Raw genomic sequence first — 20,600 nt, 5'->3', positions numbered from 1 at the left:
TATTGAGTTGGCGGAGAGTGACCTCCATGGATACGTTTGCGGGGCCGGCCGCGGGACTCCGGTGCGACTTCCGGGACTTGCCTATGAAGCAAAAATTTCGCTGTTCGCGCCCCCATTCCCCGGCCGGCGCTCCGCCCCCCGCGTGCGGCGGGGCGTGACACCACGGGGGAATCCATGACCACCATGACCAGCAGCACCGGGACCGACGTCGGCCTCGTCGCCGCCGAGGACGTGCTCCTCTTCGTCAACGCGGCGATCACCGCGACCGGGCAGCGCGAGTTCCGCTCGTCCGCGCACCGGCAGCAGCTCTCGCTGGACTTCCTCCATGAGTACGTACGGGTCAACTACCGCCGGGTGTACGCCGCCTCGCTCGCCCTCGACATCAACGACCACAACGCCGCACGCATCGTCCGGGGCCTGCTGGAGAGCGCGGCCGACGCGAGCGCCGAGGAGAAGCGCACCGAGGGCCGGCTGATCGCCGCCCGGCTGGCGAAGCTGCCGCCGCAGCGCGTGTACCGGCTGTTCCGGGAGCTGCGCGCGGCCAAGGTGAACAACCGGCGCACCCGCGCGATCATGCGGGACTGGCTGGCCGCCCGGCCCGATCCGGCGCACGACGCGGTGAAGTACCGCTCCGGCCTGAAGACCGCCGCCCGCCATGCCCACCTCGGACTCGACGGCTCCGTCGGGCCCGGGGCTTCCGGCGAGCTCGGGGACTTCCTGTTCCGGCCCAGGCACCGGCCGGGGTACCGGAATCAGCTGCTCGACGCCTGGCGGCGCGCCCACTACGCGCAGGGGGCCGTCGAGGATCTGCCGTTCACGGTCGCCGAGGGCTTCGCCGCCCGGCGCGGGGTGAAGCGCGAGGCGTTCCTGGAGCGGATGGCGCCGCGGATGACCCGGCTGGAGCGGCTGCGGACGCTGACGCAGCGCACCGGCACCGGTGACGCGCCGCTGCCCGCCGATGTGGACCTGACCGTGATGCCGCTGACCCGGCTCGCCCTGTACGTCCTGTCGCTGGGCTTCGAGGCGCGGAGTGCGCACCGCGAGGAGCTGACCGGTGCGCTGCGCACGGCGGCCCGTCGCGCGGCGGGCCCGCACGCCGGGAGCTGGGGCCGGGTCGCCGCCGTGCTCGACGACAGCTACTCCTCGTCCGGGTCGGGCGAGAAGCGCCGCCGCCCGCTCGCCGTGGCGCTGGCCTGCCACTTCCTGCTGGAGGCGCTGGCCGCGCCGGGCGCGTACACCCCGCTGTGGACGTCGGACCGCACCGATCCGCTGCTGGTCAGGCCGTGGGGCCCGACCCCGCTCGGTTTCCGTGTGCTGGACGCCCTGGAGCACGGCCCCGACCGGCTGGTCATCGTCTCGGACGGCTGGGACAACGCGCCGCCCGGACTCGCGGGCGAGGTGCTCCGGATCTGGCGGACCCGGCTCGACCCGGACCGGCGCACGGCGGTGGTCCATGTGAACCCCGTATACGACGCGGACGCCTTCGACGTGCGGCGGCTCTCGCCGAGCGTGCCCACGACGGGCGTACGGGACGCGGAGGACCTGCCCGCGCTGGTGGAGCTCGCCGGGTTCGCGGAGGGGCGTACCGGAGCGGCGGCGCTGTACGCCTACCTGGACCGGCAGGTGGCGCGGTTCGTGGGTGACGACGGAGCGGGAGCGGCATCGTGAACAGGCTGGAACTGACCGGGCTCACCACCCGCCCCGCCCAGGTGTGGGGCGGCATCCGGCTGGTGCCGCTGGTGCGCGAGCGGCCCGTCGAGGGGCTCCGGCTGCACGAGGAGCTCTACACGGACCACGGGTACGGCACCGTGGACATCGGTCCGCACGCCCGCTACGCCTCGGTCATCCCGCACGGTTTCGTCGCCGACTGGTCCGGCGAGGGCGAGCAGTCCGCCGCGTACGGTACGCAGCTCGGCGCCGCGCCGGGCTCGCAGGCGGGAAACCGGCCCGCGCCCCGTACCGCGCGGCTCCAGCGCCACCGCCATCACCGGATGGCGAAGCGCCGGCCGGGCGACCGGCTGCGCTTCCTGCCGCTGCACCTCGCGCTGGAGGGCTACCTCTCGCTGCACTTCGGCGGTCCGGCCGTCGCCTGGGAGGAGTGGTCGCGGCAGGCGCTGCGCGACGGGCTGTCGCCGCGCGCCGAGGACGCGTACATGGGGTGGTCGGTGCGCGGGCTCGGCGCGGCGCTGCGGGTCTTCGAGATCCATCCGGACCAGTGCGGAGTGATGGTGTACGCGGCCGACGCGCTCGCCGCCGCGTTCGTCGTGCCGCACCCGGACGACTACCGGCTGCTGCACCCGTCGCTGGTCGAGGACCTGTACGGCGAGCTGATCCACCAGTACGCGCTGTACGGCGCCCCCGTGCCGGAGTTCGCGGCCCGGATACCCGACGGTCCGCGGCTCGGGACGCTCGCCGGGCTGCGGGCGGCCGCGCGGGCCCAGGAGCGCGAGTGGGCCGAGGCGCACGACACCCTGTTCGCGGGTGAGCTGCTGGACAGTTCGTACGCCTTCGACCGGGTGTACCGGATGGGTCCGTTCACGCTGTGGCGGTTCCTGCCGCCGTTCCTGCCGGGCGGGTCCGGGCAGCACATCGGTGAGACGATCACCGATCACAAGGGGCGGGTCGCGTACCTGAAGACGTTCCGGCTGTCCGAGGCCCAGATCAGGCGCGGTCATCTGCTGCACCGGCTCGCCGGCGCGGACTGGCGGCTGTCGCGGGCGGCCGAGGCGCTGGGCACCACCGAGGAGGAAGTGGTGCGGCGGATCCGGGCGGCGGGCTTCGAGTCGCTGCTCAGAGCCCGCTCGTAACGGACGGAACCTCGGTAACACGGGGTTCACATCCGGGCAACGGACGGGAAATCGCGCCTTGCGAAGCTGCGCTGCAGAGACCGGACCGCAGCACCGCAGCACCCGCAAAGGATGGCTTCCGTGACGTTCAAGGCCGAGTACATCTGGATCGACGGCACCGAGCCGACCGCCAAGCTCCGCTCCAAGACGAAGATCATGACCGGGAGTCCCTCGCAGGACGTGACGGAGCTGCCGATCTGGGGCTTCGACGGTTCGAGCACCAGCCAGGCCCGGGGCCACGCCTCCGACCGGGTGCTGAAGCCGGTCTTCTCCTGCCCGGACCCGATCCGCGGCGGCGACGACATCCTGGTGCTGTGCGAGGTCTTCGACATAGACATGACGCCGCACGCGTCCAACACCCGGGCCGCGCTGCGCCCGGTGGCCGAGCGGTTCGCGGGCCAGCAGCCGGTCTTCGGCATCGAGCAGGAGTACACCTTCTTCGACGGTCACCGCCCGCTCGGCTTCCCCGAGGGCGGCTTCCCGGCCGCGCAGGGCGGCTACTACTGCGGGGTCGGCGCCGACGAGATCTTCGGCCGCGAGATCGTCGAGAAGCACCTCGACAACTGTCTGAAGGCGGGGCTCGGCATCTCCGGCATCAACGCCGAGGTCATGCCCGGCCAGTGGGAGTTCCAGGTCGGCCCGCTGTCCCCGCTGGAGGTCTCCGACCAGCTGTGGGTCGCCCGCTGGCTGCTGTACCGCACCGCCGAGGACTTCGGCGTCTCCGCGACCCTGGACCCGAAGCCGGTCAAGGGCGACTGGAACGGCGCGGGCGCGCACACCAACTTCTCCACCGAGGCCATGCGCACCGGATACGACGCGATCATCACGGCGTGCGAGTCGCTGGGCGAGGGCTCGAAGCCGATGGACCACGTCAAGAACTACGGCGCGGGCATCGACGACCGGCTGACCGGCCTGCACGAGACCGCCCCGTGGAACGAGTACAGCTACGGCGTCTCCGACCGCGGCGCCTCGGTCCGCATCCCGTGGCAGGTGGAGCAGGACCGGAAGGGTTACATCGAGGACCGCCGGCCGAACGCCAACGTCGACCCGTACGTCGTCACCCGCCTGATCGTCGACACCTGCTGCACCGCGCTGGAGAAGGCCGGCCAGGTCTGATCCGGGGCCCTCTCCGGGCTCCGGCTCCGGGCTCCCGGTCCGTTGTCAGTGGCCCGTGTCAGGCTCGGCACATGCTCGACATCAAGGTGGAGACCGAGAACTCCGAGACGCACACCCGTATTTCCGGCCGGGCGCTGAGCGATCTGGTGCACCGGATCGGCCTGAAGGGCGACCGCTTCCTGGTCGTGCAGCGGGTGCCCGACATCCCCGGGACCTTCGTGCAGGTCTGGTTCGACCACGGTGAGGGGTATCAGCTGGAGCGCCGCTCCGGTGGTGCCGCCACGCATTTCCGCACGATGGTCGGCGCGCCGGAGCGGGTCGCCGAGCTGATGACCCGCTGGGCGCGCCAGGAGCCGGAGTGGGACGCGGGCGTGGAATGGGAGCGCGCCGACGTGCCGGAGGAGGAGCCGGTGCCGGAGCTGCCCGCGGAGATCCGGGAGACGCTGGAGGAGCGGATACGGGTGCTGCTCCGCTGCGGGTACGGGACGGTCCAGGAGCTCTCCCGGGCGGCCGAGGACCACCTGGTGGAGGACGGCGTGTCCCCGGTGGGCCCCGCGCAGGCGCGGCAGTTGGTGGAGCGGCTGTGGCTGGAGCGGGTCGAGGAGCAGCGGCAGTGGCTGGACGTGACCGACCCGGACCGGCTGAGCCGGGCGTTCGCCCGGCTGGACCGGGACGGGATCACGGCGAGGGAGCATTTCACCTGCTGCCGGTCGTGCGGGACGTCCGAGATCCGGGGCGCCGGGCGGGAGGATGCGCGCGGCTTCGTCTTCTTCCACACCCAGGGCACCGAGGGCGCCGTGTCGGGGCACGGCCTCTCGCTGTACTACGGCGGGTTCGGCGGGGAGCCGGACGACGCCGCCCTCGTGGGCCGGGAGGTCGTCGAGGCGCTCGGTGATGCGGGGCTGACGGTGGAGTGGGGCGGTTCGCCGGACAAGGCGATCGAGCTGACCGGCCTGGACTGGCGCAGGCGGCTGGTGGGTTGAGAGGGGCGGCCCGGTGGGGCCGGTGCGGGTGGCGGCCCGTCCGTTGCGGCCGTCCGGGGTGAGGAAGGTTACGCAAAGGGTCCGTATCGACGGGTGAGAGAGGTCTGCTCCGGCGTCCGGTTCTCTGGTTCAATGGGGACATGGCCAGCTTCCAGCACACCTCGACAGGTCGCAGCGACCTCGAACCGTTCTGGCCGTCCCGTCAGCACCATGACTTCGACCGGGTGTGTTGTCGCGCGTCGAACGCGCAGGCCCTCTAAAGCCGCTCAACCCGGCCTTCGGCCCGCGCGCAAGCAAGTCCGTCCACCGACGACTCCTTCGCGCGAAAGAGCTGACCCATGGCGAACACCCGTACCTTCTCCGCCGCGACCGCTGCCACCGCAGCGCCCACGGCGACCGCTGCGGCCACCACCTCCGCCCGCTCCCTCCCGCCCAACCGCCACCGGCTGCGTGCCGTCGACCCCGACGAGGTCGTCCAGCTCGCCGATGTGGCCGAGTTCCTGCCGCCGGGTGCCACTTGGCTGCCCGCCCCCCAGCACACCGTTCCGGCGTTGCCGGGCCGGCCCCCGATGGTCGGCTACCTGGTGCTCGTACCGGCCGACCAGCAGCCCGCCGTCACCGCGGCCACCGCCGCGGCCGCCCGGTTGGTGGTGCCGACACCGGTGGCGGGCGCGGCCGCGGGGCCGGTGCTCATCGACCCCGTGCAGCGCACCGCCGCGGTGGACGGGAACACCCTCGACCTCACCTACCTGGAGTTCGAGCTGCTCGCCCATCTGGTCGCGCACCCGCACCGGGTGCACACCCGGGACCAGTTGGTGACCACCGTCTGGGGCTACGGGCACGTGGGCGACGGTCGCACCGTCGACGTCCACATCGCCCGGCTGCGCCGCAAGCTGGGCGCCGAGCACCGCCGTTCGATCCAGACGGTGCGGCGCGTCGGCTACAAGTACACGCCCTGACAGGTCGCAAGCGGTGTGAAGCGGCCCCGGTCCGGTGCGTTCCGGACCGGGGCCGTTCCCTGTGCCGGGCGGGCCTGCCCGGTCAGCCGAGTCGCCCGGATCCCACCGGCTCCCGCTCCGGCCCGTCGTGCTCCAGGCTCGGCAGCCGGGTCAGGGCGCGCGGGGTGCGCCAGTTCCGTTCGCCCAGCAGCGCCATCACCGAGGGCAGCAGCACCATCCGTACGACCGTGGCGTCCAGCAGCACCGCGACGGCGAGGCCGACACCCATCTGCTGCATGTCCTGCATGGACAGCGTCCCGAAGACCGCGAAGACCGCGACCATGATCACGGCGGCGCCGGTCACCGCGCCCGCCGTCCGCCGGACGCCCTCGTCGATCGCGGCCCGGGTGGTCAGCCCCCGGTCGCGGGCCTCACGGATCCGGGAGACCACGAACACGTGGTAGTCCATGGAGAGTCCGAACAGGACGACCAGGACGAAGAGCGGCATCCAGGACTCGATCGCGCCGACCCCCTCCGAGCCGATCAGCGAAGCCCCCCAGCCGTGCTGGAAGACGGCGACCATCACCCCGTAGGCGGCGGCCACGGAGAGCAGGTTGAGCACGATCGACGTCACGGCGATGACGTAGGAGCGGAAGCAGAACAGCATCAGCAGGAAGGTCACGGCCGTGATGAAGGCGAAGACGGGGACGATGCCCCGCTTGAGCTGTTCGTTGAAGTCGGCGGAGCCGGCGGTCTCCCCGGTCACGTACACCTGGGCGCCGGTGGCGTCGAACGCGGCGGGCAGCCGTTCCTCGCGGAGTTCCGAGAGCGAGGCCCGCCCGTGCGGGAGGGGTACCTCGATCTCGGCGACGTTCTGCGCCCTGTGGACGGTCACCTCGTCGAAGCCGTCGAGCGCCTTGCGCAGCGCGGGGGCCTCGATGTCGTCGGCCTTCACCACCACACGGGCCGGATCGGGGCCGCCCGGGAAGCTCTCGCTGATCTGCCGGTAGGCGACCGAGAGCTGCGATTGGGAGCCGAACTGCTTCTCCAGGCCGAGTTGTTCGGTCTTCATGCCGATGGCGGGCGCGGCCAGCGCGAGCAGTACCACGACCGAGGCGACCGCGAAGGTCTTCGGCCGGGACAGCACCGGCCTCAGCACCCGGCCGGCGATCCCGCCGCCGGTGCGGGCGCGCCGGCCCCCTCGCCGGCCGAGGAAGGGCAGCCGCCCCGCTTCGACCCGGTCGCCCAGCCAGGACAGCAGCGCGGGCAGCACCGTCACCGAGCCCAGCACGGCGACGAGGACCACGATGATGGTGGCGAGCGCGAAGCCCTTGAAGAGCATCAGGCCGGACAGGAACATCCCGGCCATCGCGACCGTCACGGTGAGCCCGGAGACCAGCACCGCCCGGCCGCTGGTCGCCGCCGCGATCCGCAGCGCCGTCTGCGCGTCGTGTCCCGCCGCCCGCTCGTCGCGTTCGCGCCGCAGATAGAACAGGCAGTAGTCGACGCCGACGGCGAAGCCCATCAGGAACATCACCGAGTACGTGGTCTGGAACAGGTGCAGCTGGTGGCTGGCGAGCGACAGCAGCCCGAAGGCGGCCATGCACGCGGTGAGCGCCAGCCCGACCGGGAGGAGCGCCGCGACGACGGCGCCGAAGGCGACCAGCAGAATGCCGAGGGCCAGGGGTACGGCGGTGAATTCGGCTTTTTTGAAGTCCTCGGAGAGCAGGTCGCCGAGCCATTTCCCGGCGCTGGCCTCGCCGAACTGGTGGATGGTGACGTCCGGGTGGCCGGCCCGGACTCCGTCCACCGCGTCGAGCACGGGCTGCACCCGGTCCGGAGCCGTCGCCGCGTCCCCCTTCACTTCGAAGGTGATCAGCGCGTCCCTGCCGTCCCGGGAGGGCACCGGCGCCGCCAGGTCCGCCACCTCGCCGGTCCTCCCGAGGGCCGCGGAGAGCTCGTCGGCGGCGCCCCGCCAGTCCCCCGCCTTCGGGGCGGACACCATGACCAGTTCGCCGGCGGGCTGCCCGAGTCCGGCGTCGTCGAGGATCTGCTCGGCCCGGGCCGAATCGCCCGCGCCGTTCTCCGCTTCGGACATCTCGACCAGTCCGGACGCCCCGCCGATGCCCGTGGCGAGCACGACGAAGAGCAGCCAGCCGAGAATGGCGGTCTTGCGGTGGTGCGCGCTCCACATACCGATGCGTGCCGCGAGGTTGCGCCTCATGGCGTGTTCGCCCCCAGGAGTCAGATGTAGCCGGAAGTACGCGGCGCCGGACATGGCACCGCCGGTGGACGCCGATGAATCTAGGAACGCGGAGCCGCCCGCCCCAGCCGCCGGACCCCCCTCCCCCGGAGCCGTAGGGCGAGGTCGGCGGGGTGTTGCTGGGTACACCCCGCCCGGGTGGCGAAACGGCTGACGCCCGGGGCCGCCACCGGGTGAGACTGTCTGCGGAGCGGGTCCGGCAGCAGGACCCCACGAAGGGGGACGGGCCGGGATGAACGCGATGCAGGGACGGACAAGGGCCGCGATACGGGCCGCCGGGCGCGGACTCGTGCTGTCGGTCGCGAGCCTGGCCACTTCGATCACGCTCTTCGTATGGGCCGTGCTCTCGGTCGCCTTCATCCCGCTGGGCATCGGCCTGTTCACCACCCCGTACGTGCTGGAGCTGGTCCGCAAGCACGCCAACCGGCGCCGGCTGCTCGCGGTCACCTGGTTCGACATCCGGATACCGGTCCCGTACCGCCCCTTCCCGAAGGATCTGCGCACCGGCTTCACCGGGCGGGTGGAGCGGACCACGCTGATGCTGAAGGACCCGGCCACCTGGCGCGACATCCGGTGGCTGCTGGTCGACATGACGGCCGGCTATGTGGTGGCGACGCTGGCGGCCGCGCTGCTCATCTACCCGGTGGAGGGTGTCGTGCTGGCGGCCGGGCTGTGGCGGGTCTTCACCGACGACGGCTACTGGTACGGCTTCGTCCGGGTCTCCAGCCAGGAGACGGGCCTGGCCGCCGCCGCGCTCGGTGCGGCGTTGTTCGCGACCGGGGTGCTGGTCAGCGAGCGGCTGCTGCGGCTGCACTTCGTGATCGCCCGCGCGATGCTGGCCCCCACCCAGGACGAGGAACTGGTCCGGCGCATCGACCGGCTGACCGAGACCCGGCACGAGGCCGTGGACACCGCCGCCTCGGAGCTGCGGCGCATCGAGCGCGATCTGCACGACGGCGCACAGGCCCGGCTGGTCGCGATGGGCATGAGCCTGGGGACGGTCGAGGCGCTGATCGAGAAGGACCCGGCGCAGGCGAAGAAGCTCCTGGCCATGGCCCGGGAGTCGTCGGCCGAGGCGCTCACCGAACTGCGCGACCTGGTCCGGGGCATCCATCCGCCGGTCCTCGCCGAGCGCGGGCTCGGGGACGCGGTGCGGGCGCTGGCGCTGCGGCTGCCGTTCGAGTCGGAGGTCGAGGCGGAGCTGGGCGGCCGGATGGACGCCGCGGTCGAGTCGGCCGCGTACTTCGCGGTGAGCGAGACGCTGACCAACGCGGCCAAGCACTCGGGGGCGGACCGCGTCTGGGTGGACATCCGCCACGAGGACGCCATGCTGCGGGTGTCCGTCACCGACAACGGCCGGGGCGGTGCGACGGTCGGCGGCGGCTCCGGACTGAGCGGAATCGAACGCCGACTCGGTACATTCGACGGCATCATGGCCGTCAGCAGCCCCGCGGGCGGTCCCACCATGGTGACCATGGAGATCCCTTGCGAGTTGTCCTAGCCGAAGATCTCTTCCTGCTGCGCGACGGTCTGGTCCGCCTGCTGGAGGCGTACGACTTCGAGATCGCGGCAGCCGTCGAGAGCGGGCCCGAACTGACCCGCGCCTTCGCCGAGTCGGAGCCGGACGTCGCGATCGTCGACGTCCGGCTGCCGCCGTCCCACACGGACGAGGGCCTGCAGTGCGCGCTGGCGGCCCGGCGGGCGAAGCCGGGGCTGCCGGTGCTCGTGCTCTCCCAGCACGTGGAGCAGTTGTACGCGCGCGAGTTGCTGGCGGACGGCAACGGCGGCATCGGCTATCTGCTCAAGGACCGGGTCTTCGACGCCGAGCAGTTCGTCGACGCGGTGCGCAGGGTGGCGGCGGGCGGTACCGCGATGGACCCGCAGGTGATCTCGCAGCTGCTGTCGCGGCGCTCGCAGGACAGGCCGATGGGCATGCTCACCCCGCGCGAGCTGGAGGTCATGGAGCTGATGGCGCAGGGCCGTTCGAACGTGGCGATCGCCTCGCAGCTGGTGATCACGGAGCGGGCGGTGGCCAAGCACACCTCGAACATCTTCGGGAAGCTCTCGTTGCCGCCGTCCGACGACGACAACCGCCGGGTCCTCGCGGTGCTCGCCTATCTCGACCGGGGCTGAGTGACATACGGCCGCGCGACTCCGGCGAGGGGGCCGCGCGGCCGGGGAGTCACGGCGCGGTGCTCAGGTGCAGGGTCGTCGCCCCCAGGTGCGGGGCGGCCCGCGACTCCAGCACCTTCACCCGTACCGAGGTGGCGGTGACGGGAGAGGCCAGGGGCAGGATGCGGCGGTGGCCGATGGTGGTGCCCTCGGCGATCCGCTGCCAGCTCCCGGCGACGCGGGCCTCGACGGCGAACCTCTCCACGCGCTGCCCGTGCCGGATGTCCTCGCGGACGGCGATCCGGTCGAAGGTGTACGGGGCGGGGCCCTGCTTGCGTACGTCGGTGCCGTAGACCCGGCGTACGTCGGCGCCGAAGGCGGTCAGTGACGCGATGTCGGCGTCGTCGATCCGGCCGTCCTTGCCCGGCGGGACGTTGAGCAGCAGTGAGGCATTGCGGCCGACGCTCTTCTCGTACAGGTTCATCAGCTGGGCGGGCGTCTTGGGCTGCTCGTCCTGGTGGTGGAACCAGCCGGGCCTGATCGAGACGTCCGCCTCGGCCGGATACCACTGGAGGTAGTTGACGGACGGGTCGAGCAGCTTGGCGCGGGAGCCGATGTCGGGATCGGTCGAGTCGTTGGGGAGGCTGCCGAGCCCGGTCCACGGGTCGGTGGTGTGCGGGGTGACGCTCCACTCGGTCTCGCGGGCGGTGCCGTTCTCGTTGCCGACCCAGCGCACGCCCTGCGGGCCCTGGAAGACGACGGTGTTCGGCGAGAGGGCCTTCACCATGTCGAACCACTGCTTGACGTCGTACTTCTGGGTGATGCCGGAGCCGGACCAGGGGTTGGCGCCGTCCAGCCAGAGTTCCTCGATCGGGCCGTACTGGGTGAACAGTTCGTAGAGCTGGTTGAGGTAGTACGTGTCGTAGTCGTCGGCCTTCACCCGGAAGGTGGGCAGCTTGCCGCTCCGGACGGCGGCGGCCCGGTCGTCACCGGGGACGAGGGTGGGGATCGTGCGCTCGGTGACCGGGCTGCCGTTGCCGAAACGGCCTTCGCCTGCCGGGGCGCGGTCGCCGTCCTCCAGGGCCATGCGCTCGGGCAGGCTGAGCGGTTCGCCCTCGGCCTGCTTCGCGCGGATCTCGTCGACCCAGCGGGCGTGCCAGGCGTGCGGGAGTTCGGCGCCGTCGGAGGGCGAGAGGTAGAGCCCGACCTTGAGGCCCGCCTTGCGGGCGGCCTTCACATAGGCGGCCACGACATCGGGGCTGCCGGGGCTGAGCGCGACCGAGTGGTCGGTGTAGCGGCTGGGGTAGAGCACGAAGCCGTCGTGGTGCTTGGCGGTGAGCATGACCTGTTCGGCACCGGCGGCCTTGTAGGCGCGCATCCACTGGTCGGCGTCGATGGCCTTGGGTGCGAAGAGCTTCTCGTCCTCGGTGCCCGAGCCCCACTCGCGGTCGGTGAAGGTGTTCATCCCGAAGTGCGTGAAGGCGGTGACCTCCCGCTGCTGCCAGGCCAGTTGGCCGGGCGTGGGCACGATGTTCGCGGCCTTCTCGATGATCCGGTCGGGGCTGTCGCAGGACTCCACCGTCATCTGCGAGGCGGGTTTCACCGGCGCGCTGCACGGGGTGCCCGGTGGCGCCTCCCGCTGGTGCGCGGGCTGCTGCGCCATCGCCTGTACGGGGACGAGCGCGGCGGCCGCCGCCAGTGCGAGCGCACTGAGCACACGGGTGCGTCGTGCCATGGTTCCCTCCCGTTCCCGACCAGCATTGGTCGGATCTCTTGGGTGCCAACGTGGGCATGCTGCCGCACACATGGACCCACGGGAAGGGTGCGTACGAGATACGTCCTATCTCTCGTACGCAAAGTCCAAGCGTGCCGCCGCAGCCGCCCGAGCCCGCCTCAGTCGTTGAACCAGCCCGGCACATCGAGCCGGAACGCCCCCTCGGGCACCATCGCGCGCAGGTCCGCCTCCATCGCGCGCACCCGGTCCGCGCCGAGCACCTCGACCCAGCGGGCGCGCAGCCGGTCGAACCCCTCGGCGGACCTGACCAGGACATCCACGCCCCGCGCCGTCAGCCGGACCAGCTTGCGACGGCCGTCGCGGGGGTCGTCGACGCGCTCCACGTATCCGAGCCCTTCGAGCTTCTCCACGGTCTTGCCGGCGGCCTGCTTGGAGACCCCGAGCCGACGGCCCATCTCGCTGGCGGTCGCCCCGTCGCGGCCGACGGCCTGGAGCGCGAAGCCGTACGCGGGGCGGACGTCGGCATGCCCCTGCCCGGCCAGCTCGCGGTGCAACTCGTCGATGATCGAACGGAATCCGGCGAACAGCAGCAGGGGCAGCTCGAAGCCCGCAGCGTCCCGCCCGGACGCCTCCGCCCGCCACTCAGCCATTGCGAAACTCGACAACCTGATTTACCTTTTCGTCAATCACGTTGTCGATTTTAGCCTGAGCGCCCACCAGGAGAGATCAGCCATGCCCGTATCCGCGTTCCCCGACCACACCCTCGAATCCGCCCCGGCCGCCGCCCGCCGCGCCATGGCGGCGGTGACGGCGAAGCAGGGCCATCTGCCCTCCGCCGTCGCCCGGCTCGCCACCTCGCCGGAGCTGCTCGACAGCTTCCTGAAGGCGAGCGCCGTCTTCGAGTCCACCACCCTCGACCCGCTCTCCCGCGAGGTCCTGATCATGACGATGGCGACCGGCAACGACTGCCACATCTGCGTGGCGATGCACACCGCGAAGCTCACCGCGCTCGGCGCGGACCCCGGGCTGATCGCGGCCCTGCGCGAGCGGCGGGCGCTGCCGGACGAACGGCTGGAAGCCGTGAGGGAGTTCACGCTCGCCGTGATCGCTACGGCCGGGGCCGTGGACGACGCGACACTCCAAGCGTTCCTGACGCACGGATACACCGCCCGCAACGCGCTGGAGGTCGTCCTCGGCATCGGCACGTACACGATGTCGACGCTGGCCAACCGGATGACCGGGGCACCGGTCGACCCCCGGCTCGCCGCCTTCGCCTGACGGCGGGGCGACCGGCCGCCCCACCGTCAGGGCCGAACGGCTGGATCGGCACAAACCGCCGTACGCCCCGTTGCCCGCCCCCTCACCCGTCATTAACGTGCGCACCGCACGCACCCGTTGTCGCATGCACCACCATGAACAACACCGAGGAGTGCGCATCATGACGGAAACCTCCCAGCCCTTCAGCTCCTCCCGGCCCTTCAGCTCCTCCCGGCCGACCAGACGCACGCTGCTGGGCGCTGCCGGAGCCATCGGCGCCGCCGCCGCGTTCGGCGCCGCCGCCCCCGCGCACGCCACCGCTTCTCCGGCCGCTCCCGCCGCCCCGGCCCGGGACCTCGCGCCCGCGCACGAGGCGCTCGCCCGTCTGCTGCCGGACCACGCCGGGCAGTTCCGGCTCCGCGCCCTTCCCCGGAGCGAAGGCACCCCCGACCGCTTCCGGGTCACCGGCACCACCGGGTGGATCGAGATCGCCGCCACCACCGCGGCCGCCGCGCTGACGGGGGCACACTGGTACCTCAAGTACACCTGCGACGCCGTGATCTCGTGGTCCGGCAGCCGTACCTCACTGCCCCACCGGCTGCCGGCTCCCCGCACCCCCGTCGAGCGCTCCGCGACCGTCCCCCACCGGTTCGCCCTCAACGACACCCATGACGGCTACACCGCCCCGTACGCCGACTGGCCGCGCTGGGAGCGGATGCTCGACGTCCTGGCCCTGCACGGCTGCAACGAGGTCCTGGTCACCGCCGGTCAGGAGGCCGTCTACCACCGGCTGCTGCAGGACTTCGGCTACAGCGACACCGAGGCCCGCACCTGGCTGCCCGCACCGTCCCACCAGCCGTGGTGGCTGCTCCAGAACATGAGCGGATACGGCGGCCCGCTCGGCCCCGAACTGATCGCCCGGCGTGCCGAGCTGGGCCGGCGCATCGCCGACCGGATGCGGGAACTGGGCATGTCACCGGTGCTCCCCGGCTACTTCGGCACCGTCCCGGACGGCTTCGTGGACCGCAATCCCGGGGCCCGCACCGTCCCGCAAGGCACCTGGAACGGACTGCGCCGGCCCGACTGGCTCGACCCCCGCACCCCCGTCTTCGCCGAGGTGGCCGCCGCCTTCTACCGGCACCAGGAGCAACTGTTCGGCCCCGCAAGCCACTTCAAGATGGATCTGCTGCACGAGGGCGGCACCGCCGGTGACGTCCCGGTGCCGGACGCCGCCCGCGCCGTCGAGTCGGCCCTGCGGACCGCGCACCCCGGCGCGACCTGGGTGATCCTCGGCTGGCAGGCCAATCCCCGGCCCGCGATGCTGGAGGCGGTCGACACCGGCCGGCTGCTGATCGTCGACGGCCTCTCCGATCTCGACACCGTCACCGACCGGGAGAAGGACTGGGGCGGAGCCCCGTACGCCTTCGGCACCATCCCGAACTTCGGCGGCCGTACGACGATCGGCGCCAACACCGACCGCTGGACGGAGAAGTTCACGGCCTGGCGCGACAAGCCGGGCAGCGCCCTGACCGGCACGGCGTACATGCCGGAGGCGACCGAGCGCGATCCGGCGGCGTTCGAGCTGTTCAGCGAGCTGGCCTGGCGCAGCGAGAAGGTGGACCGGGAGGCGTGGTTCCGGGACTACCCGAGGTTCCGCTACGGCGGCCGCGACCGCTCTGCGGAGGCGGCGTTCGCCGCGCTGGCCGCCACGGCGTACCGGCTGACGAGCACCGACGGCCGCCCCGTCGACTCGCTCTTCTCCCGCAGGCCGAGCATCACCGCCTCCGTCAGCACCGCCTTCGACCCGGCCGGTTTCGACCGGGCGTTCGCGGCGCTCCTCGGCGTACGCCCGTCGCTGCGCGACTCGGACACCTACCGCTACGACCTCACCGATCTGGCCCGGCAGGCGCTCGCCGACCGTTCCCGGACCCTGCTGCCGCAACTGCGGGCCGCCCAGACCGACAAGGACGTGGCCCGGTTCCGGGTACTCGCCGCGCTCTGGCTGAAGCTGATGCGGCTGACGGACACGGTGTCGGGCTGCCACCGGTCCTTCCTGCTGGGGCCGTGGCTGGAGGATGCCAAACGGCTGGCGACGAGCCCGGCGGAGGCGGTGCGGCTGGAGTGGACTGCCCGCACCCTGATCACCACCTGGGCGGACCGGACGGCCGCCGACAACCTCAGCAACTACGCCAACCGTGACTGGCACGGGCTGATGGGCGAGGTCCATCTCCCGCAGTGGCAGGCGTACTTGGACGAGCTGACCGACGCGCTCACGGAGGGCCGGGCGGCGAAGGCGTTCGACTGGTACCCGGGCGAGGAGGAGTGGACCCGGCGGACCGACGTCCATCCGGTACGGCCGACGGGCGATGCCCACCGCACGGCGCGGCGGGTCTTCGAGACCCTGTCCATCGCCCCGTACCAGGGCACCGTCACGGTCTCCGCCGAACCGGTGACGTTCACCCCGGGCAGCACCGGCACGGTGACGGCCGTCTTCCGCAATCTGAACGGCCTGCGGTCCACCGGCCGGGTCGACTTCGCGCTCACCGGCCTGGACGCCACCGCGACGGGCGGCACCTTCCTCGACGAGGTCGCGGCGGGCGGCTCCGGTTCGGTGGACTGGCGGGTCACCGCCCCGTCCGGGCCGCTGACCGCGCCGCTGGTGCCGATGCCGTACGAGCTGGGCACCGCGTACGGGCCGCGCGGCGAGGACCGGGTGACCGATCTGCGGCGCGGCGCGGTGTACCTGGCGGCGCCGCTGGAGCCGGACTGGCGCACGTACACGTCGAACGCGGCGGTCTTCGGCGAGCTGGACGGGCGGTTGGCGATCAACGGGGCGGGCCAGGACCTGTGGAAGGGCACCAGCCAGTTCGGCACCGCGTACCGGGAGGGGGCGTGGTCCGACGGGGCGGAGGTGACCGTGCGGGTCGACGCGCAGGAGAACACCGGGGGCTGGGCGCGGTCGGGGCTGGTGGTGCGCAACAGCCTCGCGGCGCCGGGCTCCGCGGGCTTCTTGAACCTGGCGGTGACGCCGTCCAACGGTGTGGTCCTCTCGTACGACACGAACGGCGACGGCACCCTGGACACGTACCGGCGGATCACCGGGATCAAGGCCCCGGTACTGCTCCGGCTGGCCCGGACCGGAGACGGGTGCACGGGCTTCTGTTCCACCGACGGCGGGGCGAGCTGGCGGACGGTGGGCACGGTCGCCGTACCGGGGACGACGGCGCTCCAGGACGTGGGGATCTTCATGACCGCGACGAACGGCGGGAGCGGGCTGCGCGGCACGGTCGGGTTCAGCGAGTGGCAACTGCGCTGAGGCGACGGCTCGTTGCGGCGTGCGCGAGCGGGCCGGGGTGACCGTCGCGCGATTCGCCCGACGACCGCGCCGAGGACACCCGGCTGCCGCGCCGTCCGGGCGCACCCGAGCGGCGCGGCGCGTCGGCCGCGAGTACGCCCCCGTGGAGCCTGTTACCGTACGCGTCCGGCCGGGCACACCGGGTCATTTCGCCGTCCATGGGGCAATTCCTGGCCATGGCCGGGGCGCAGGCAGACGCCTTCGGAGAGCACCCGCCGACTGCCGTCAGCCGAGCCCGGTCACGCCGACGTCACGCCGCGGTGATGCCCAGCACCTGACGATGGCTGGTGCAGGCAAGCTCAAACCCGCTTCCACACGCAAGGAATCCACCATGATGAGAAGCATTCGCCAAGGAATTCCCCGCCTGATCGGCGTGTCGAGCTTGGTCGCGGCGATCGCCGGCGGAGTCGGCGCTGTCGGCGCGACAGGTGCTGTAGCGGCGCCGCAGGCCGTCCCGTCCGCAATCGTCTGCACACAGTCCCAACCTCCGACCTGCTTCGACACCGCCACCGGCAACGTGCTCCAGCAGGGTGCGCAGACCGGCGGTAACGGCAACGTGCTCCAGCAGGGTGCTCAGACCGGACGCGGCAGCGGCAACGTCCTGCAACAGGGTGCCCAGACCGGACGCGGCACCGGCAACGTCCTCCAGCAGGGTGCACAGACCGGACGCGGCACCGGCAACGTCCTCCAGCAGGGCGCACAGACCGGACGCGGCACCGGCAACGTCCTCCAGCAGGGTGCACAGACCGGACGCGGCACCGGCAACGTCCTCCAGCAGGGCGCACAGACCGGACGCGGCACCGGCAACGTCCTCCAGCAGGGTGCACAGACCGGACGCGGCACCGGCAACGTCCTGCAACAGGGTGCACAGACCGGCGGTAACGGCAACGTGCTCCAGCAGGGTGCCCAGACCGGACGCGGCAGCGGCAACGTGCTCCAGCAGGGCGCGCAGACCGGACCCGGCAACGGCAACGTCCTCCAGCAGGGCGCGCAGACCGGACCCGGCAACGGCAACGTCCTACAACAGGGCGCACAGACCGGACCCGGCAGCGGCAACGTCCTACAACAGGGCGCACAGACCGGCGGTAACGGCAACGTCCTCCAGCAGGGCGCCCAGACCGGACCCGGCAACGGCAACGTCCTCCAGCAGGGCGCACAGACCGGACCCGGCAACGGCAACGTCCTGCAACAGGGCGCACAGACCGGACCCGGCAACGGCAACGTCCTCCAGCAGGGCGCACAGACCGGACCCGGCAACGGCAACGTCCTCCAGCAGGGCGCACAGACCGGACCCGGCAACGGCAACGTCCTGCAACAAGGCGCACAGACCGGACCCGGCAACGGCAACGTCCTGCAACAAGGCGCACAGACCGGACCCGGCAACGGCAACGTCCTCCAGCAAGGCGCACAGACCGGACCCGGCAACGGCAACGTCCTCCAGCAAGGCGCACAGACCGGACCCGGCAACGGCAACGTCCTGCAACAGGGCGCACAGACCGGACCTGGCAACGGCAACGTGCTCCAGCAGGGTGCACAGACCGGACCTGGCAACGGCAACGTCCTCCAGCAAGGCGCCCAGACGTGACCTCGTGCTGACCACGCCAAACCGACCAAACTCGGTAACGCGAACCCGCCACTGGGCAGTGGCGGGTTCGCCAACACGCTAGGACCAGGACATGCAGCTACGAGGATCCGCCACCGGGGCGCGAGCGCTGCAGTTCGGACACCAGCCGGCGCAGCCGCGGTGTGGGGCGGAGTCCCAGCTCATCGCTGAGCTGCTGCTCGTAACGTTCGAAGTCGTACAACGCCTCGGACCGGTTGTCCTCCGCCAGGTGGGCGCGGATCAGCGAAGCCTGACTGCTCTCCCGCAGCGGGTCCGCCTGGACAGCCGCATGAGCGGCCGTCACGGCCCAGGCGAACTCCTTCGTGTCGATGAAGGCTTCCGTCAGTGCCTCAAGGGCGTGAAGCCGAAGCTGTCGCCACTGCTCCGCCTCCGGAAGCATCCACTCGTCGTACCAGCCGGGCAGCAGATCCGCGGACAGCTGGTCGACAGCCGCCGCGTTGAGGTCGGGCTCCTCGGCCGGGACACGGGAATCGATGATGCGCTGGGCCAACGACCGAGCCCGGAAAAGGTCGACTTCGACCTCCCGCGCGAGACGCAACTCGGCGGGGCAGATGTTCAGCGCCTGCTTCCCGAGGTCCTGGAGACGCGACAGCGCCGACCGCAGATTGGTGTTCGCACCTTGCTCGGTCGCTTCGGGCCAAAGACTCCCGGCGACCAGAGTTCGCGGAACAGCGGCCCGATATTGTAGCGCGATGAACGCCAGCAGTCGCTTCGAGCCGACTGGTACGGTCACCGGTTCGCCGCCGACGAGGATGTCGAAACCGCCGAGAAGAGAGATGCTCACGAACAGCCTCGACCTGGTGGGCGGCAGCGAGAATGCGAGATCATATGAGCTCATGGCTTGTGATCGCGTAGGGGTCGGTCTACCCGGCGCCCGTCGACTGGCCGCGCCGTCATTGCTGGGGGCCAGCGATCTGTACACCTCCCGCATAGCCATGCTGCTCCACCTGCCGAGAGATGTCGAATTGTCTTGAATCGGGGCCGTGGAGGTGCCCTCCGGCCGGGCTTGCGCCGGTATGGCACACGGTTTCGGCAAGCGGACGGTGGGCAGGGTCGCCGTGCCGCGCACGGACGGGCCGGGGTGACCATCGCACGATTCGCTCGTTCTGCTGAACGTGAGTCCACTGCCAGAAGTACCTCCCGCAACCGCCCCGGCCGACGGGGAGCAGGTCGGGGCCGCGCTCGTCGAGCACTATCCGCGGCTGGTCCGGCTCGGCTATCTCGTACTGCCGCCGTCGCTCGGCAGCCACCGCAGGGTGCTGAAGGCACACGCGCTGGCCCAGCGGTGCCTGCTGTCCGGGTGCCGGGCGGGGGCCGGGGGCGGCGTCCCGGTGCCGCGCGGGCCCGGCGGTGCGGCGGCGGTGGACCCGTCGTACGCGCACGCCCGGCGCCGGGTGCTGCGGGCGGCCCTGGCGGCGGACCGTCCGCGCCCCGGGTCCGGGCGCGCCCGGCTGCCGTCGCCGCTCCCGCTCGTGTGGGGGCTGCGGCTGTTCCCGCACTCCGGCGGCTCGGCCGGACTCGCCCTGGAGAACGCCCTGTCGGCGCTCACCGGCCCCGGCCGCGCCGCCCACGCCCTGCGCGGCCTGGAGGGGCTGGCCGACGCGGAGGTCCGGCGGGTGCTCTCGGACGCCGGGGTCGCGGACCCGTACGCGGCACTCGCGGAGGCGGCGGGCGTTCCGGCGTCGCACGCGCTCCTCGGCTCCCCGGAGTTCGACCCCTGCTCGCTCCAGGCCAGGCCGCCGGATCTGCTGCGCCGCCGCCGGTACGCGAAGGCGGTACTGGCGGCCGTCGCTGCACTGCTGGTGTGCGGGGCGCTGCTGGGCGAGGGCTGGGGGCGCGGCGCTCCGTCCGGGGCGCAGCACACCCGGGCCGCCGTCGCCGGACAGGCCCTGGAGCCGGGCCGGGTGAGCCGGGTGTCCGCGACGTTCTGGCAGCGTTCGACGCGTACCGACTTCACCTCCTGGCCCACCCGTGGCGACCGTGCCGGGGACACCGGGCTGCTGCGCCGGGCGCTCAGCGTCTGGGCGCATCCGGACGACACGGTGCGTTCCTCGGCGACCCCGGACACCCCCGTCGGGCCTCCGATGGGGGCGCCGCAACTGCTGTACGCGGGCGAGGTGGACGGGGTGGCGGTGGTGCTGTTCCACGACGGGCTGCGCGTCGTGCGGTACGCGGAGCCGCTGGGGGCCGGCCGGGACGAGGGTGTCGCCCTGGACTTCGCCCGGGTCGACGGCGCGGACCGGGCGTCGGCCGTCGCGCTGATCGTGGCCCGTGCGGGCGACCGGGTCCGCTACCTCACCGCGCCCTGGGTGACGGCGGTTTCGGTGCGGGACCTGCTGGCGCCGGGGGCCGCGCCGCGCCCGCTGCGGCG

At 72.2% G+C, this 20,600-nt stretch carries 15 protein-coding genes; 11 read left to right on the top strand and 4 right to left on the bottom strand.

Annotation, left to right across the window (positions count from 1 at the left end):
* Positions 1 to 174: 174 nt before the first annotated feature.
* The 5 genes from AADR41_RS29775 to AADR41_RS29755 all read left to right on the top strand — a co-directional run bounded on the left by AADR41_RS29775 (position 175) and on the right by AADR41_RS29755 (position 5,904).
* Entirely contained in the window at positions 175 to 1,668 is a 1,494-nt protein-coding gene (locus AADR41_RS29775) for a hypothetical protein (RefSeq protein ID WP_342284562.1), read from the top strand.
* Entirely contained in the window at positions 1,665 to 2,807 is a 1,143-nt protein-coding gene (locus AADR41_RS29770; protein ID WP_342284560.1) for an ARPP-2 domain-containing protein, read from the top strand. Before AADR41_RS29775 ends, AADR41_RS29770 begins: the two co-directional genes overlap by 4 nt.
* A gap of 120 nt (positions 2,808 to 2,927) precedes the next feature.
* Complete coding sequence (gene glnII / locus AADR41_RS29765; protein WP_342284558.1) at positions 2,928 to 3,962, top strand: glutamine synthetase; 1,035 nt, start codon at positions 2,928 to 2,930, stop codon at positions 3,960 to 3,962.
* A 71-nt stretch (positions 3,963 to 4,033) separates the two neighbouring features.
* The gene (locus tag AADR41_RS29760) at positions 4,034 to 4,945 is read left to right on the top strand and encodes a DUF6891 domain-containing protein (protein WP_342284557.1); all 912 of its coding nucleotides are present in this window, start codon (positions 4,034 to 4,036) and stop codon (positions 4,943 to 4,945) included.
* Between the two features lie 338 nt (positions 4,946 to 5,283).
* Positions 5,284 to 5,904, top strand: a complete 621-nt coding sequence (locus tag AADR41_RS29755) for a winged helix-turn-helix domain-containing protein (RefSeq protein WP_342284555.1) — start codon at positions 5,284 to 5,286, stop codon at positions 5,902 to 5,904.
* An 82-nt stretch (positions 5,905 to 5,986) separates the two neighbouring features.
* Here AADR41_RS29755 and AADR41_RS29750 read toward each other — a convergent pair whose 3' ends face one another.
* On the bottom strand, positions 5,987 to 8,107 hold the full coding sequence (locus tag AADR41_RS29750) for an MMPL family transporter (protein WP_342284554.1): 2,121 nt from the start codon (positions 8,105 to 8,107) through the stop codon (positions 5,987 to 5,989).
* Positions 8,108 to 8,378: 271 nt separating this feature from the next.
* Here AADR41_RS29750 and AADR41_RS29745 point away from each other — a divergent pair, with 271 nt between their 5' ends.
* Positions 8,379 to 9,647 carry a sensor histidine kinase gene (locus AADR41_RS29745; RefSeq protein ID WP_342284553.1) on the top strand — a complete coding sequence of 423 codons (1,269 nt, stop codon included), beginning with the start codon at positions 8,379 to 8,381 and terminating at the stop codon, positions 9,645 to 9,647.
* Positions 9,632 to 10,279: a response regulator transcription factor gene (locus AADR41_RS29740; protein WP_342284552.1), complete on the top strand. Its 648-nt coding sequence runs from the start codon at positions 9,632 to 9,634 to the stop codon at positions 10,277 to 10,279. The genes AADR41_RS29745 and AADR41_RS29740 overlap by 16 nt, the downstream gene beginning before the upstream one ends.
* Before the next feature lie 49 nt (positions 10,280 to 10,328).
* Here AADR41_RS29740 and AADR41_RS29735 read toward each other — a convergent pair whose 3' ends face one another.
* Positions 10,329 to 11,993, bottom strand: coding sequence for an alpha-L-fucosidase (locus AADR41_RS29735; protein WP_342284550.1), 1,665 nt, complete (start codon positions 11,991 to 11,993; stop codon positions 10,329 to 10,331).
* A gap of 158 nt (positions 11,994 to 12,151) precedes the next feature.
* Positions 12,152 to 12,643 (bottom strand): MarR family winged helix-turn-helix transcriptional regulator, encoded by a 492-nt coding sequence (locus AADR41_RS29730; RefSeq protein WP_342284548.1) that lies wholly within the window; start codon positions 12,641 to 12,643, stop codon positions 12,152 to 12,154.
* A gap of 82 nt (positions 12,644 to 12,725) precedes the next feature.
* Between AADR41_RS29730 and AADR41_RS29725 the strand changes: the two genes are divergently transcribed.
* The 3 genes from AADR41_RS29725 to AADR41_RS29715 all read left to right on the top strand — a co-directional run bounded on the left by AADR41_RS29725 (position 12,726) and on the right by AADR41_RS29715 (position 18,190).
* A complete protein-coding gene (locus AADR41_RS29725) occupies positions 12,726 to 13,271 on the top strand; it encodes a carboxymuconolactone decarboxylase family protein (RefSeq protein ID WP_342284546.1) in 546 nt (181 codons plus the stop codon).
* 160 nt (positions 13,272 to 13,431) lie between these two features.
* Positions 13,432 to 16,566, top strand: a complete 3,135-nt coding sequence (locus AADR41_RS29720) for an alpha-N-acetylglucosaminidase (protein WP_342284544.1) — start codon at positions 13,432 to 13,434, stop codon at positions 16,564 to 16,566.
* Between the two features lie 370 nt (positions 16,567 to 16,936).
* On the top strand, positions 16,937 to 18,190 hold the full coding sequence (locus AADR41_RS29715; RefSeq protein WP_342284542.1) for a hypothetical protein: 1,254 nt from the start codon (positions 16,937 to 16,939) through the stop codon (positions 18,188 to 18,190).
* Positions 18,191 to 18,287: 97 nt separating this feature from the next.
* Here AADR41_RS29715 and AADR41_RS29710 read toward each other — a convergent pair whose 3' ends face one another.
* Positions 18,288 to 19,013, bottom strand: a complete 726-nt coding sequence (locus AADR41_RS29710; protein WP_342284540.1) for an AfsR/SARP family transcriptional regulator — start codon at positions 19,011 to 19,013, stop codon at positions 18,288 to 18,290.
* Positions 19,014 to 19,344: 331 nt separating this feature from the next.
* On the opposite strand from AADR41_RS29710, the gene AADR41_RS29705 reads away from it, so the two are divergent.
* The coding region (locus tag AADR41_RS29705; RefSeq protein ID WP_342284539.1) for a hypothetical protein at positions 19,345 to 20,600 on the top strand (1,256 nt) is incomplete at its 3' end.

It is taken from the genome of Streptomyces sp. CLV115 (assembly GCF_038448545.1).
GTDB lineage: Bacteria > Actinomycetota > Actinomycetes > Streptomycetales > Streptomycetaceae > Streptomyces > Streptomyces sanglieri.
Note: the sequence above shows the minus strand (reverse complement) of the source record. Positions and strands in the feature narration are given on the sequence as shown.

Excerpts from the sequence above, each read along its gene's own strand:
- AADR41_RS29730 (WP_342284548.1), bottom strand. The coding sequence starts at position 12,643 with ATGGCTGAGTGGCGGGCGGAGGCGTCCGGGCGGGACGCTGCGGGCTTC.
- AADR41_RS29775 (WP_342284562.1), top strand. The coding sequence starts at position 175 with ATGACCACCATGACCAGCAGCACCGGGACCGACGTCGGCCTCGTCGCC.
- AADR41_RS29755 (WP_342284555.1), top strand. The coding sequence starts at position 5,284 with ATGGCGAACACCCGTACCTTCTCCGCCGCGACCGCTGCCACCGCAGCG.
- AADR41_RS29760 (WP_342284557.1), top strand. The coding sequence starts at position 4,034 with ATGCTCGACATCAAGGTGGAGACCGAGAACTCCGAGACGCACACCCGT.
- AADR41_RS29750 (WP_342284554.1), bottom strand. The coding sequence starts at position 8,107 with ATGAGGCGCAACCTCGCGGCACGCATCGGTATGTGGAGCGCGCACCAC.
- AADR41_RS29715 (WP_342284542.1), top strand. The coding sequence starts at position 16,937 with ATGATGAGAAGCATTCGCCAAGGAATTCCCCGCCTGATCGGCGTGTCG.
- AADR41_RS29745 (WP_342284553.1), top strand. The coding sequence starts at position 8,379 with ATGAACGCGATGCAGGGACGGACAAGGGCCGCGATACGGGCCGCCGGG.
- AADR41_RS29725 (WP_342284546.1), top strand. The coding sequence starts at position 12,726 with ATGCCCGTATCCGCGTTCCCCGACCACACCCTCGAATCCGCCCCGGCC.
- AADR41_RS29735 (WP_342284550.1), bottom strand. The coding sequence starts at position 11,993 with ATGGCACGACGCACCCGTGTGCTCAGTGCGCTCGCACTGGCGGCGGCC.
- AADR41_RS29720 (WP_342284544.1), top strand. The coding sequence starts at position 13,432 with ATGACGGAAACCTCCCAGCCCTTCAGCTCCTCCCGGCCCTTCAGCTCC.